The following is a 13,164-nucleotide window of genomic DNA, read 5'->3' as shown; positions in this document are numbered from 1 at the left end:
GATGAGCTCCTTGGAGGGCGGCGCGCCGGCGGCGGGCGGCCGGTCCGACAGCGCGTGGGCGCGTGCGGTCCGGGCGGGCGAGCGCGCCGCTCACGAGACGGCGATGGCCGAGCGCCATGAGCGGCTCTTCGCCGAGACCGGCCGCGAGTTCCACTCGGCGATCGCGACGCGGCACCGCGCGGTCGCGGAGCGCCATCTCACCACGGCCCGCCTCCAGCACGCGTACGCCCTGCGGCTGACGGAGGCGGAGCGGGCGGGCGGTGGCGTCCCCCCTCTCTTCATGGCAGGGGTCGCCGAGGCCTGCGGGACGCGCAGTGCCGCGCTCACGCTCGTCGGGGCGGACCTGAGCCAGCTCGCGGTCGCCGCTTCGGACCTGCCCTCGCGCGGCGCCCAGGATCTGGAGTACGTCCTGACGGCGGGCCCCGGCCGCGACGCCGTCCGCCAACGCCGGGCGGTGTACGCATCGGGCGCCTCGCTGGAGAGGCGCTGGCCCGGTTACGGCTCGGGGCTCGCCGCGCTCGGCCTGCGTTCGGTCGCGGCCCTGCCGCTGAACGTGGCGTCGGACTGCATCGGGGTGCTGACCGTCTTCGACCCTCCGTCGGCCCTGGCGAGGGCGGGGAGGTTCCGTGAGGTCGCCGCCGCCCTCGCGGACGGGGTCCTGATAGGGCCCGACGCGGACCCCGATCTCTACGGCGGCACGGACCTGCGTGCCGTCGTCCACCAGGCGTCCGGCATGCTGTCCGAGCAGTCGGGCAGGTCGGTCGGTGACGCCCTGGCACTCATCAAGGCGCGCGCCTTCGCCCTGGGCGAGAGCCTCGAAACGGTCGCCCGGCGCATCATCTCCGGGGACCTGAAACTCAAGTAGCCCTGTTCACCGTCGAGCCGCCCGGGTCCGGCTCCCCCACCGCCGTGCGGCATTCGTCCAACCAAGCCGCCGAGAATCCAACAACCCCCGCCGCGCCAGTGTTGTGACGTCACGCCGCCGCGCTGTCTGATGGAGGTCATGGAGCTCCCCTACCTCGAGGACGTATCCCCCGGCACCGGCAGCCTCCCGCCCCGCGCGTGGTACGCGCAGTCGGACGCCATCACCCTCTCCCTGAACGGCAGTTGGCGCTTTCGGCTCTCCCCGGCCGCCGACACCGCCGACGACTCCTTCGCCTCGGACGGGCATGACGCCGGGGCCTGGGACACGGTGGCGGTGCCCGGCCACTGGGTGCTTCAGGGGCACGGCGCGCCCCTCTACACCAACATGCTCTACCCCTTCCCGGTCGACCCGCCCCGCGTGCCGACCGAGAACCCGACCGGCGACCATCTGCGCACCTTCGACCTGCCGGACGACTGGCCCGCGAGCGGCGGCGGCACCCTGCGCTTCGACGGCGTCGAGTCCTGTGCCCGCGTCTGGCTGAACGGCACGGAGCTCGGCGAGTTCAAGGGCTCCCGGCTGCCGCACGAGTTCGCGGTCGGCCACCTCCTGAGGCAGTCGGGCAACGTCCTCGCGGTCCGCGTCCACCAGTGGTCGTCCGGTTCGTACCTGGAGGACCAGGACCAGTGGTGGCTGCCGGGCATCTTCCGTGACGTGACCCTGCTGCACCGCCCCGAGGGCTGCGCGCTCGACTTCTTCACGCACGCCTCGTACGACCACCGGGCGGGGACGGGGACACTGCGGGTCGAATCGGACGCGGCCGGGCGGGTCACCGTGCCCGGACTGGGCATCGATGTGGCCACGGGCGAGTCCGTGACGGTGCCCGTCGAGCCGTGGACCGCCGAGACGCCCCGCCTCTACGACGGGGTCCTGGCCACGGCGGGCGAGCGCGTCCCGCTGCGCATCGGTTTCCGCACGGTCGCCGTCGAGGACGGCGTCATCAAGGTCAACGGCCGCCGCATCCTGTTCCGCGGCGTCAACCGGCACGAGTTCCACCCGGAGACGGGCCGCGCGCTCGACCTCACCACCATGCGCTCCGACGTCCTCCTGATGAAGCAGCACAACATCAACGCGGTCCGCACCAGCCACTATCCGCCGCACCCCGCCTTCCTCGACCTCTGTGACGAGCTGGGCCTGTGGGTCATCGACGAGTGCGACCTGGAGACCCACGGCTTCACCGAACAGGAGTGGCGCGACAACCCCGTCGACGACGACCGCTGGACGCCCGCGCTCCTGGACCGCGCGGCCCGCATGGTCGAGCGCGACAAGAACCACGCCTCGGTGATCGTCTGGTCCCTCGGCAACGAGTGCGGGACGGGCCGCGGCCTGGCCGCCATGGCCGACTGGATCCGCGCACGGGACACCGGCCGCCTCATCCACTACGAGGGCGACCGGTCCTGCGCGTACACCGACATGTACTCGCGTATGTACGCCGACCACGCCGAGGTGGAACGCATCGGCCGGCGCGAGGACACGGGCGGACCGCAGGCGCGTCGCGAACTGCCCTTCATCCTCTGCGAGTACGGGCACGCGATGGGCAACGGACCCGGCGGCCTGAGCGAGTACCAGGAGCTGTTCGAGGCGCACGAACGCAATCAGGGCGGCTTCATCTGGGAGTGGATCGACCACGGCCTGAAGCATCCGGAGCTCGGCCATGCCTACGGCGGCGACTTCGGCGAGGAGCTGCACGATGGGAACTTCGTCTGCGACGGTCTCCTCTTCCCCGACCGGTCGGCGTCACCCGGGCTCGACGCGTACAAGCGGGTCATCCAGCCGGTGCGTTTCGCGTACGACAGGGCCGCGGGGACGGTCCGGGTCACCAATCTGCACGACTTCGCGGACCTGTCCCATCTGTCCTTCGAGTGGTCGTACACCAGCGATAACGACGCGGTGCACGAGGCGGGAGAGCTGGCCGTGCCGCCGGAGCTCGGGGCCGGTGAGTCCGTCGAACTGAAACTGCCCGAACCGCCTCCGGGCAGCCGCGGCGCCGAGACCTTCCTGCACCTGACGGCCATGGTGGGCGTCAAGACGGACTGGGCGAAGCTGGATCACGTCGTGGCTCGAGGAGAGTTCGCGCTCACGCCGCGTCCCGCCGTCCCCGTTGCCACCGGTGAACGGCCGGTGCGCGAGGGCGACTTCATCACCCTCGGCCCCGGCACCTTCGACGCCCGCACCGGCGAACTGCACGCGCTGAGTGGTATCCCCCTGTCCAGCGCCCCGCGCCTGGACATCTGGCGCGCCCCCACCGACAACGACAACGGGGCGTCCTGGCAGGACGGGCGGCGCCATGGCCTGCTGTGGCGCGAGCTCGGCCTGCACCGGATGCAGCACCGTCTCGACGCGGTCGAGTTGGCCGACGACGCCCTGACCGTCCGCACCCGTGTCGCGCCCGCCTCGCGCAACATCGGGCTGCGCGCCGTCTACCGCTGGACGTCCGACGCCGCCCGACTGCGCCTCACGGTCTCCGTGCGGCCCGAGGGCGAATGGACGGTGCCGCTGCCCCGGCTCGGCATCCGGCTCGGGCTTCCGGCCGCGTACGGGCACGCGTTCTGGTTCGGCGGCGGGCCCGGCGAGGCGTATCCGGACACGGCGGCGGCCTCCCTCGTCGGCACCTGGTTCGAGCACGTCGACCGGATGCAGACCCCGTACGTGCGCCCCCAGGAGAACGGCGCCCGCGCGGACGTCCGCTGGGCCGAGCTGCGGACGGGGTTCGACGGCGAGGGGCTGCGGGTGGTCGGTGACCCCGTCTTCTGGTTCACGGCGCGGCGCTGGACCACCGAGCAGCTGGACGCGGCCACGCACCGCACGGACCTGGTCCCCGGCGAGACGGTGTGGGTCCATCTCGACCACGGGCAGCAGGGCATCGGCTCGCAGTCCTGCGGCCCGGGGGTCCTGCCGCAGTACGAACTCCACGCCGCTCCGGCGGAGTTCTCCTTCACCTTCTCGCGCCGGGAGGCCGACTGACGGGCCGGGAGGTCAGACGACGGGTTCGCGCTCGCCCTGGTCGAGCCTGTACGGCGGATAGACGTCGGTGAGCAGCAGGCCATAGGCCAGGACGCGCGCGACCCAGCGGTGCAGGCCCATGTTGAGGTCGTACATGCCGCGGGGGTAGCGGCCGGTGAAGAGCAGGGCCACGCCCGCGTAGAAGGCGAGGAGCCCGGTGAGGCCGCCGTTGAAGCGGTAGCCGCCCGCCATCAGCGCGGCCACGATGAGCTGCGGCACGACCAGGAGCCAGCTCTTGACGAGGACGAGGCCCCTGGAGAGGTGCTCGGGGTAGGCGATGTCCAGGTGGGCCGGGTAGTCGGCGACGTCGGCCAGGGCGAAGGGCGGATAGCGGTCGGTGGCGAGCGATCCGTACGCGTAGTACTCGACGCGCCAGCTCCAGCGCAGCACACCGACGTTGTAGTCGAAGAGCAGCCGCGGATAGCGGCCGGTGAACAGGACCGCGAAGAAGGCGACGAAGGTGATGAGCACGAAGCCGATCCACAGGAAGAGCAGGACGACGTAGTGCGGGATCGCGAGCACCCATTTCACCAGCCAGAGCCAGCGGGAAAGCCCGGTGTCGTACCGCCCCTCGAGGCTGACCGGACTGACCGGACTGACCGGGTGTTTGCCGAGCCAGGTCGGCGTGGTCGGCGTGGGCGTGGCGGACATGGCGGCCAACTCCCCTCGTCCCCGTGCTTGCCCTTTATGCCCACATGTACGACTGTGCGCGGGCGGCGGCAAGGAGTGGCGCGGCGTCCGTTTTCTTCAAGTCGGGCCGGGGGCGGCTGCCTACGCTCGGGAGCATGAACACGAACATCACACCCCGCTTCGATCTCATCGGCATGGTCGTCGCCGACATGGCCGCGACCCTTGCCTTCTACCGCCGCCTCGGCCTGGAATTCCCCGAGGGCTCCGAGGACCAGCCGCACGTCGAGGCGGCGCTCCCCGGCGGTCTGCGCATCGCCTTCGACACGGAGGCGACCATCAGCTCCTTCGTCGAGAACTGGGAGCCGCCGCAGAGCTCCGGCCGGATCGGGATCGCGTTCCACTGCGAGACCCCCGCGGGCGTGGACGCGGTGTACGAGGAGCTGGTCGCCGCCGGATATCACGGTGAGCTCAAGCCGTGGGACGCCTTCTGGGGCCAGCGGTACGCCTCCGTCGCCGACCCGGACGGCAACGGCGTCGACCTGTTCGCGCCGCTGTCTACGCCTGCCGGGGGCTGAGCAGCTCGCCCAGCGGCATCCCCGTCAGCTCCTTGACGTCACGTGCCAGATGGGCCTGGTCGGCGAAGCCCGCGACGACCGCCGTCTCCGCGTACGCAAGGCCTCCCCTGGCCAGGGCCAGCGCGCGCTGGAGTCGCAGGACACGGGCCAGCGTCTTGGGGCCGTAGCCGAACGCGGCCAGTGAACGCCGGTGCAGGAGGCGGGCGTTGACGCCTGCCTCAGCGGCGGTCGCCGCGATCGACCGTCCCGCGTCCAGGGCCTCGACGACGTGCGCGAGCAGCGGGTCGGGGGGCTCCGCCGCGCCCGCGCGCGCGAGGGCGACGGACTCCAGGACGGCCGCCGGGTCGCGGGCCGCGTCCAAGCGCTCGGTCAGGCGGCGGGCCTCGGCGGACGGCCACAGGTCGGCGAGGTCCACGCGCCGGTCGCGGAGTTCGTGCGCGGGCACGCCGAGGAAGGCGGGGGCGGTGCCGGGGTAGAAACGGATTCCCACATACCGGGCGGCGGCCCGCGGATCGGGACGGTACGCGCGCGTGTCGGGTCCCGCGACCATGAGCGTGCCTCCGGTCCACAGGAGGTCCATGCAGCCGTCGGGCAGGACGGGGTAGACGGGTCCCGCCGCACCGCCGCCGGCGCGGGTCCACAGCACCGCGCCCGCGACACGGGAGGGCCGCTCCGCGTACTCGACGGTCTCGTACGGCACGCCTTCCACGTTACGCCGCCCGGCGTTCACGCGGCCCGTGTGCGGTGCTCCTGCGGGCTGATCCCGTACACCCGCTTGAAGGCGCTGGACAGGGCGAACGCGCTGCCGTACCCGACGCGGCGGGCGATCGCGGCGATCGTCTGCTCGCTGTCCCGCAGCAGGTCGGCGGCGAGCGCGAGCCGCCAGCCCGTCAGATACGCCATCGGCGGCTCGCCCACGAGTTCGGTGAAGCGCCGGGCGAGCGCGGCCCGCGATACCCCCGCCTTCGCGGCGAGCGCCGCGATCGTCCAGGGGTGCGCGGGGTCGTCCTGGAGCAGCCGGATCGCCTGTCCGACGACCGGGTCGCCCATCGCCCGGTACCAGGCGGGAGCCTCCGCCTCAGGGCGGGAGAACCAGGCACGCAGCGTGGCGATCATCAGCAGGTCGAGCAGCCGGTCGAGCACGACGTCCTGCCCCGGCTCGTCCTTGGCGATCTCGTCGGCGAGCAGCGGGGTGAGCGGGCAGTCCCACACCTCGGTGGGCAGCACGAGGAGCGGGGGAAGCGCGTCCAGGAGCCGCCCGGTGATCTCGCCGTGCGCCTGATAGGTGCCGATCAGCATCTCGGCGCCGCCGTCGAGCGATTCGCCCCAGGTGCGCAGGCCCAGGTCGCGGTACTGCCCGATCGGGGTGCCGTCGAGGGGCACGCAGCGCTCACCGGGCTGGATCATGGCCCGGGGCGGCGTGTCCTGCTCGTCGGCGACGGTGTAGTGGTCGGGGCCGCGCGCGACGGCGACGTCTCCGGGGCGGATCAGCTGGGGTTCGCCGCTGTCGGGCACGATCCAGGCGGTGCCGCGCACCATGATCATGACCGAGAGGGGCGCTTCGTCCGCGATACGGACGGACCAGGGCGGGTCGAAGCACGCACGGATCATGAAGGCTCCGCGCGCGCGGGGGCCCTCCAGCAAGCCTGCGAGTACGTCCATGCCGGAAGCGTAGACGCACGCGTATGGGGGTGAGCCCCTGGCGGATGGTTCCTTGTGGCGGGCGGCAGTTGACTGGGACGCATGACAGAGAACGCGTCGCGGACGCAGAAGATGACAGTGCTCGTCACAGGTGCTTCCGGCAAGACCGGACGCCGGGTCGCGGAGGCCGCCGAGGCGGCGGGACACACGGTACGGGCCGCTTCGCGGTCGGGGGCGGTGACGTTCGACTGGTACGCCCCCTCGACGTGGGACGACGCGCTGCGGGGCGCGGATGCCGCGTACCTCGCCTACCAGCCGGACGTCGGCGCGCCCGGCGCGGGCGAGGCGGTGGGCGCGCTGGCCCGCCGGGCGGTGGAGCTCGGGGTGCGGCGACTCGTGCTCCTGTCCGCGCGGGGCGAGGACCAGGCGGAGCCCGCCGAGCGGGCGGTGCGGGAGTCCGGGGCGCAGTGGACGGTCGTACGGGCGAGCTGGTTCGCCCAGAACCTCAGCGAGGGGCCGCTGCTCGACGGCATGCGGGCCGGGGAGCTGGTGTTCCCCGCCGGGGAGGTGCTCGAACCGTTCATCGACTCGCGGGACATCGCGGACGTGGTGGTGGCGGTCATGCGCCCCGGGTCGGAGTACGCGGGGCGGGTCGTGGAGGTGTCGGGGCCTCGGCTGCTTTCGTTCCGCGACGCGGTGGGGGAGATCTCGGCGGCCGCGGGGCGCGAAATCCGGTATGTCCCGGTCTCCGCGCGGGAGTACGGGGACGCGCTGGCGGAGTTCGGGGTTCCGGCGGAGGAGAGGGAGTTCCTGATCGAGCTCTTCGAGACGAATCTGGACGGGCGCAACGCGTATCTCTCCGAGGGGGTGCGGGAGGTTCTGGGGCGGGAGGCGAGGGACTTCGGGGAGTTCGCTCGGGAGCATGCGGAGGCGGGCGTCTGGAAGGCGTGATCTATCCCCAACCCCGCCCCTTCCCGGCTGCATCGATTGGCGGCTGCGCCGCGCAGGGGGCTCCGCCCCCAGACCCCCGGTCCTCAAGCGCCGGACGGCTGAAAGAATTCAGCCCGTCCGGCGTTTGAGGACGAACTCGGCGGAGCCGGTGATGGCGGTACGTACCCGCAGGGAGCCTCTACTCCGGCGGAGGCTGCTCCCCGTTGCTGCCCCCGCCGGAGGGCTTCTTGACATGCGTCCGCAGCCGCGAGGAGACGTCGTCCGGGGGGAGGAAGCGGGACCAGCGTTCGGGGAACTCGGAGGGCATGTCCTGGTCGTCGGGGTCCGCGGAGGCCTCCCGCGCCGCGGCCGCACGGGCCACCACCTCCACCGCCCGCGCCTCCCGTATCCGGTCGTTGGCCGCGCGCGCCGCCGCCGTGGCGACGGAGGGCCACACCCGGTCGATGGCGGCGTTCACCGCGGCCCCCACGAGAACCGCGAACGCCGACACGCCGATCCACAGGAGCACGGCCACCGGCGCCGCCAACGAGCCGTAGATCGTGGGCCCTTCGACCGTACTGGTCAGGTAGATGCGCAGCAGGAAGCTGCCGAGCACCCACATGCCCAGAGCGATCAGCGCACCCGGCATGTCCTCCACCCAGGGCGACCGCACCGGCACGGACACGTGGTACAGCGTCGTCAGGAACACCACCGACAGGAGTGTCACCACCGGCCAGTACAGGACCTGGACCACCGTCGTGGAGCCCGGCACCAGGTTCACCACCGCGTCAGGCCCCGCCACCATCAGCGGCAGCGCCACCGAACCGATGAGCAGCGCCACGATGAACAGGCCGAACGCGAGCAGCCGGGTCTTGACGATGCCGCGGGCGCCGTCCAGGCCGTACATGACCGTGATCGTGTCGATGAAGACGTTCACGGCGCGCGAGCCCGACCACAGGGCGAAGAGGAAGCCGATGGAGATGACGTCGGGGCGGCCGACCCGCATGACGTCCTCCAGTATCGGCTGCGCGATCTGGCTGACGCCCTTGTCGGAGAGGACCGTGCGGGACGCCTCCAGGATGTTGTTCTCCACGCTGGCGATCGTGTTCGCGCCGGTCCACCGGTCCACGTACGCAAGAAGACCGATCAGGCTGAGGAGCAGCGGCGGCACGGAGAGCAGCGTGAAGAACGCCGCCTCGGCCGCGAGACCCAGGATCCGGTATTCGACGCACGAGTTGACCGTGTCCTTGAGCAGCAGCCAGGCAGTCCTGCGCTTGGATACGTTGCTGTAGAGAGCGCGGGCCCGGTTCCAGCGGCCGCTCGGCCTCCCGGGTGTTTCTTTTGCCTGGTGCACCTCCTTACCGTAGCGGCATGGCAGCCACCACCCACACAGTGACCAACCAGGCTCCGCCCCTGGTGGGATATGACGTCTTTACGTCTGACCGGGCCCTCGCAGAGGGAGTCGAACGGCATCTCGATCCCGCACTTCTCAGTGACGCGCGCGAGCAACTCTCCGAACTCGGGCGTACCGCTGGATCGGTGCAGGCGCGGGAATGGGGGTTTTTGGCCAATGAGAATCCGCCCGTTCTGCACACCCATGACCGCTATGGGAATCGGATCGACGAAGTCGCCTTCCATCCCTCGTGGCACCGGCTGCTCGGCAAGGCGGTGTCGGCGGGCCTGACCGCGGCCTGGTCGCGGCCGGGGGGCCATCTGCGGCGCGCGGCCGGATTCCTGGTGTGGACGCAGGTCGAGGCGGGGCACGGCTGCCCGGTTTCGATGACGCACGCGGCGGTGCCCGCACTGCGGGCCGATCCGGCGCTGGCCGCCGAATGGGAGCCCCGGCTGACTTCTGAGATCTACGACGAAGGTCTGCGGCCCGCGTCCCGGAAGGCCGGAGTGCTCTTCGGGATGGGCATGACGGAGAAACAGGGCGGCAGTGATGTGCGGGCGAATACGACACGCGCGCGTGCTCTCGCGGAAGAAGGTGCCTATGAACTCACGGGGCACAAGTGGTTCTGTTCCGCACCCATGTCCGACGGCTTTCTCGTTCTCGGACAGGCCGACGCGGGACTCACGTGTTTTCTCGTGCCGCGTGTGCTCGATGACGGCACCCGTAACGCCTTCGCCATTCAACGGTTGAAGGACAAACTGGGAAATAAGTCGAATGCGTCCAGCGAAGTCGAGTTCGACGGGACGTGGGCGCGCCGGGTCGGTGAGGAGGGGCGCGGGGTGCGCACCATCATCGACATGGTGGCGGCCACGCGGCTCGACTGTGTCGTGGGCTCGGCGGCGCTGATGCGCCAGGCCGTCGCGCAGGCCGTGCACCACGCCACGTACCGCGAGGCGTTCGGCGGCAAGCTCGTCGACAAGCCGCTGATGCGCAACGTACTGGCGGATCTGGCGCTCGAGTCGGAGGCGGCCACGACGCTCGCGCTGCGGCTCGCGGCGGCGTACGACGACGGGAGCGAGCAGGAGCGGGCGTTCCTGCGGATCGCCGTGCCGGCCGCGAAGTACTGGGTGACCAAGCGCTGCACGCCGCTCGTGGTGGAGGCCCTGGAGGTGCTCGGCGGCAACGGCTACGTCGAGGAGTCGGGGATGCCTCGGCTCCTTCGCGAGTCGCCGCTCAACTCGATCTGGGAGGGCTCGGGCAACGTACAGGCCCTTGACGTGCTGCGTGCGCTGCAGCGGGAGCCGCAGGCCCTGAACGCCTTCCTCCAAGAGGTCGGCCTCGCGCGCGGCGCCGATCACCGTCTGGACGGCGCGATCAAGGCTCTCCTGACCGAACTGGCCGATCTGGACGGCATCGAGGCACGGGCCCGCCGGCTCACCGAGCGGATGGCGCTCGTGCTCCAGGGTTCGCTGCTCGTGCGGTACGCGCCCCCGGAGGTGGCCGACGCGTTCTGTGCCTCGCGGCTCGGCGGGGACTGGGGTTCGGCGTTCGGGACGCTGCCGCACAGTCTCGATCTGGCGTCGGTGGTGGAGCGGGCGGCGCCCGGCGGCAACTAGCGGGATACGCGGGGGTGGTGCTGCGCCGACACGGCACCACCCCCGCTCCCGAGCCCCGTTGAGGAGCATCGACGCCGCGCGAACGGCGTCGGACATCAGCTTCGGCCGCCGGGCGCTTCTCGGCGAGAGTTGCAGACCGTTGCAGTCATCGGCTCTTTGCCGAAGTACGTCGGTTCATTGCTGAACCAACACCCGCGCGGCCGCCGAAGGGGCACGATGAGGTGCGGGAAGGAGCCGGTGATGAACCCGACTTCGACGATCGACCTCGCGAGGATCTCCTCCATGGACTGCACACAGGCCGCGCGACTGCTCGCGAGCGTCCGCCATGCGAGGCTCACCGGGCAACGGCCGCGGGTGCTGCCCCGCCCGGTCATCGAGGAGTCCTGGGGGCGCATGCTGCTCGACGGGGTCGACCCGGACCGCGACTTCCGCTCGCGGCTGCTCGGCGTCGAGGAGCTGGAGACGCGCCGACGCGCATCGCCCCTTGCCGAGGTCATGCCGTTGCTGCGGGACGCGCTCGTCTCGGTGGCGGACGCGGCGCACCACATCATGGTCGTCTGTGACGCCGACGGCCGGGTCCTGTGGCGCGAGGGCAATTCCACGGTGCTGCGCAAGGCGGACTCGCTCGGCTTTGAACCGGGCGCGGACTGGAGCGAGGGCGTCGTCGGCACGAACGGCGTGGGGACTCCGCTCGTCGTGCGCCGGCCCGTCCATGTGTTCTCCGCCGAGCATTTCGTGGAGACGCATCACCAGTGGACGTGCGCGGGCGCGCCCATCACCGATCCCCGTGACGGGCGCCTTCTCGGCGTGGTCGACATCAGCGGCCCGCTGAACACCATGCATCCCACGATGCTCGCCCTGGTCGACTCGGTGGCCAAGCTCGCCGAGGCCCGGCTGCGGGAGAACCACCTGTCGGCGCTCGACCGGCTGCGCTCGGTGGCGGCTCCGGTCGTCGCCCGCCTGGAGGGGCGCGCCGTCGCGGTGGACTCCCACGGGTGGACGGCCGCGGTCACGGGGATGCCGCCGACGGATCGTTTCGCCCTGCCCGGATCCCTGGCCGCGGGCCACACCTGGCTGCCCTCGCTGGGCCCCTGCGCGGTGGAGCCGCTGCCCGGCGGCTGGCTGCTGCGTGTCGAGGAGGAGCCGCAGCCGCTGGCCGCGACGCGGGTCGTCCTGGACGTGCGGGGGCCGCGGCGCTGGTCGGTCACCGTGAAGGGCGGCAGCGCGGGCGGCTGGACGCATGAGCTGAGCCCTCGGCACGCCGAGTTGCTGTTCTTGCTGTGCACGCACCGCAAGGGGCGCAGCGCCTCGGGCCTGGCCGAGGACATGTTCGGCGACCCGGCCCGCACGGTGACGGTCCGCGCCGAGCTCTCCCGGGTCCGCCGCTATCTGGGCAGCCTCCTGGCCCACCGCCCCTATCGCTTCACCGAGGACGTGGACGTGGAGGTCATCCTCCCCGACCACCCCGCGAACCTGCTCCCGCATTCGACGGCCCCGGCGGTGCGCGCGGCACGCAGGGTGCCGGAGCCTTGAGTACCGGAGCCCCGAGTGCCGGAGCCCCGAGTACCGGGGCGGCCCCGCGTTGGCCGGTGCTCACGCCCCGTGATTCGCTGACCGGCATGAGCCTCACTGTCACCACATGGTCCCTGGAGCAGACCGCTCCCGGCGATCTGCTTCCCGCCGCCGCGCCCGAGGGCGACGACGTGCGGATCGTCCGGGCCGAGATCCCCTCCCCGGAGTTCAGCCGCTTCCTCTATGCCTCGGTCGGCGGCGACATCCGCTGGACGGACCGGCTCTCCCTTTCTTACGCACAGTGGCAGGAGCAGCTCGGGAAGCCGGGCGTCGAGACCTGGGTCGCGTACGAGAAGGGGACGCCCGCCGGGTACGTGGAGCTGGCGGCGCAGGACGGCGGCGTCGTGGAGATCGTGTACTTCGGGCTCATCCCGGCCTTCCGGGGGCGGCGGATCGGCGGTCATCTGCTCTCGTACGGGGTGCGGCGGGCGTGGGATCTGGCCGAGCGCTGGCCGGAGCTGCCCCCGACCAAGCGGGTGTGGCTGCACACCTGCTCCAAGGACGGCGAACACGCCATGGACAATTACCTGCGGCGGGGCTTCAAGCTGTTCGACACGGTGGTCGAGCAGGAGCCGGATGTCGCCACGCCGGGACCTTGGCCCGGCGCGTAACGCTCCGCGCAAAGGTGATCGACACCACAGTGTCTCGCATTCCGAGACCCCCACGTCCACATTTTGGATAATGGTGGACTGGGCCGAAAGTCCCGTGACACGCTTCCGTCATGGATCGCACTGGAATTGCCTTGGTGAGTCGGCGTCACGTCGATCTCTGCCGCATGTCCAGCGCCATGTGTCCGGCGAGCTGACAGCACCAGCGCCGACGACTTTCCCCGCTTCACCACTCCCCTGCGCACCGCCGCGCCCTCTTCGCGAAGTGTGCAGG

Annotated in this window: 12 protein-coding genes; 8 read left to right on the top strand and 4 right to left on the bottom strand. The window is 71.5% G+C overall.

Features of this window, described 5'->3' with window-relative positions:
- The first annotated feature begins 1 nt into the window (after window position 1).
- The gene (locus tag ABZ906_RS01825; protein WP_361200763.1) at window positions 2-865 is read left to right on the top strand and encodes a GAF and ANTAR domain-containing protein; all 864 of its coding nucleotides are present in this window, start codon (window positions 2-4) and stop codon (window positions 863-865) included.
- 138 nt (window positions 866-1,003) lie between these two features.
- A complete protein-coding gene (locus ABZ906_RS01820) occupies window positions 1,004-3,886 on the top strand; it encodes a glycoside hydrolase family 2 TIM barrel-domain containing protein (RefSeq protein ID WP_361376181.1) in 2,883 nt (960 codons plus the stop codon).
- 12 nt (window positions 3,887-3,898) lie between these two features.
- On the opposite strand, the gene ABZ906_RS01815 is transcribed toward ABZ906_RS01820, so the two are convergent.
- Complete coding sequence (locus ABZ906_RS01815) at window positions 3,899-4,576, bottom strand: DUF4389 domain-containing protein (RefSeq protein WP_361376178.1); 678 nt, start codon at window positions 4,574-4,576, stop codon at window positions 3,899-3,901.
- A gap of 134 nt (window positions 4,577-4,710) precedes the next feature.
- On the opposite strand from ABZ906_RS01815, the gene ABZ906_RS01810 reads away from it, so the two are divergent.
- The gene (locus ABZ906_RS01810) at window positions 4,711-5,130 is read left to right on the top strand and encodes a VOC family protein (RefSeq protein WP_361200757.1); all 420 of its coding nucleotides are present in this window, start codon (window positions 4,711-4,713) and stop codon (window positions 5,128-5,130) included.
- Here ABZ906_RS01810 and ABZ906_RS01805 read toward each other — a convergent pair.
- Window positions 5,111-5,830 (bottom strand): helix-turn-helix transcriptional regulator, encoded by a 720-nt coding sequence (locus tag ABZ906_RS01805; RefSeq protein ID WP_361376175.1) that lies wholly within the window; start codon window positions 5,828-5,830, stop codon window positions 5,111-5,113. The two genes, ABZ906_RS01810 and ABZ906_RS01805, sit on opposite strands and share 20 nt — an antisense overlap.
- A gap of 26 nt (window positions 5,831-5,856) precedes the next feature.
- Window positions 5,857-6,792, bottom strand: coding sequence for an AraC family transcriptional regulator (locus tag ABZ906_RS01800; protein ID WP_361376172.1), 936 nt, complete (start codon window positions 6,790-6,792; stop codon window positions 5,857-5,859).
- Between the two features lie 81 nt (window positions 6,793-6,873).
- On the opposite strand from ABZ906_RS01800, the gene ABZ906_RS01795 reads away from it, so the two are divergent.
- Complete coding sequence (locus ABZ906_RS01795) at window positions 6,874-7,722, top strand: NAD(P)H-binding protein (RefSeq protein WP_361376168.1); 849 nt, start codon at window positions 6,874-6,876, stop codon at window positions 7,720-7,722.
- 178 nt (window positions 7,723-7,900) lie between these two features.
- On the opposite strand, the gene ABZ906_RS01790 is transcribed toward ABZ906_RS01795, so the two are convergent.
- Window positions 7,901-9,055: a YihY/virulence factor BrkB family protein gene (locus ABZ906_RS01790; RefSeq protein WP_361194714.1), complete on the bottom strand. Its 1,155-nt coding sequence runs from the start codon at window positions 9,053-9,055 to the stop codon at window positions 7,901-7,903.
- A gap of 17 nt (window positions 9,056-9,072) precedes the next feature.
- On the opposite strand from ABZ906_RS01790, the gene ABZ906_RS01785 reads away from it, so the two are divergent.
- From ABZ906_RS01785 to ABZ906_RS01770, 4 genes are all read left to right on the top strand, one after another.
- A complete protein-coding gene (locus ABZ906_RS01785) occupies window positions 9,073-10,710 on the top strand; it encodes an acyl-CoA dehydrogenase family protein (RefSeq protein ID WP_361376166.1) in 1,638 nt (545 codons plus the stop codon).
- Between the two features lie 240 nt (window positions 10,711-10,950).
- Complete coding sequence (locus ABZ906_RS01780; RefSeq protein ID WP_361376163.1) at window positions 10,951-12,243, top strand: GAF domain-containing protein; 1,293 nt, start codon at window positions 10,951-10,953, stop codon at window positions 12,241-12,243.
- An 86-nt stretch (window positions 12,244-12,329) separates the two neighbouring features.
- Entirely contained in the window at window positions 12,330-12,893 is a 564-nt protein-coding gene (locus ABZ906_RS01775) for a GNAT family N-acetyltransferase (protein WP_361194720.1), read from the top strand.
- Between the two features lie 110 nt (window positions 12,894-13,003).
- On the top strand, window positions 13,004-13,087 hold the full coding sequence (locus tag ABZ906_RS01770) for a putative leader peptide (protein ID WP_323178717.1): 84 nt from the start codon (window positions 13,004-13,006) through the stop codon (window positions 13,085-13,087).
- The last annotated feature ends 77 nt before the right edge of the window (window positions 13,088-13,164 follow it).

It is taken from the genome of Streptomyces sp. NPDC046925, assembly GCF_040644915.1.
In the GTDB taxonomy this organism is placed as follows: domain Bacteria; phylum Actinomycetota; class Actinomycetes; order Streptomycetales; family Streptomycetaceae; genus Streptomyces.
Note: the sequence above shows the minus strand (reverse complement) of the source record. Positions and strands in the feature narration are given on the sequence as shown.

What these genes read in the sequence shown, in the direction of transcription:
- ABZ906_RS01825 (WP_361200763.1), top strand. Translation starts at nt 2, where the DNA reads ATGAGCTCCTTGGAGGGCGGCGCGCCGGCGGCGGGCGGCCGGTCCGAC.
- ABZ906_RS01820 (WP_361376181.1), top strand. Translation starts at nt 1,004, where the DNA reads ATGGAGCTCCCCTACCTCGAGGACGTATCCCCCGGCACCGGCAGCCTC.
- ABZ906_RS01815 (WP_361376178.1), bottom strand. Translation starts at nt 4,576, where the DNA reads ATGTCCGCCACGCCCACGCCGACCACGCCGACCTGGCTCGGCAAACAC.
- ABZ906_RS01810 (WP_361200757.1), top strand. Translation starts at nt 4,711, where the DNA reads ATGAACACGAACATCACACCCCGCTTCGATCTCATCGGCATGGTCGTC.
- ABZ906_RS01800 (WP_361376172.1), bottom strand. Translation starts at nt 6,792, where the DNA reads ATGGACGTACTCGCAGGCTTGCTGGAGGGCCCCCGCGCGCGCGGAGCC.
- ABZ906_RS01795 (WP_361376168.1), top strand. Translation starts at nt 6,874, where the DNA reads ATGACAGAGAACGCGTCGCGGACGCAGAAGATGACAGTGCTCGTCACA.
- ABZ906_RS01785 (WP_361376166.1), top strand. Translation starts at nt 9,073, where the DNA reads ATGGCAGCCACCACCCACACAGTGACCAACCAGGCTCCGCCCCTGGTG.
- ABZ906_RS01780 (WP_361376163.1), top strand. Translation starts at nt 10,951, where the DNA reads ATGAACCCGACTTCGACGATCGACCTCGCGAGGATCTCCTCCATGGAC.
- ABZ906_RS01775 (WP_361194720.1), top strand. Translation starts at nt 12,330, where the DNA reads ATGAGCCTCACTGTCACCACATGGTCCCTGGAGCAGACCGCTCCCGGC.
- ABZ906_RS01770 (WP_323178717.1), top strand. Translation starts at nt 13,004, where the DNA reads ATGGATCGCACTGGAATTGCCTTGGTGAGTCGGCGTCACGTCGATCTC.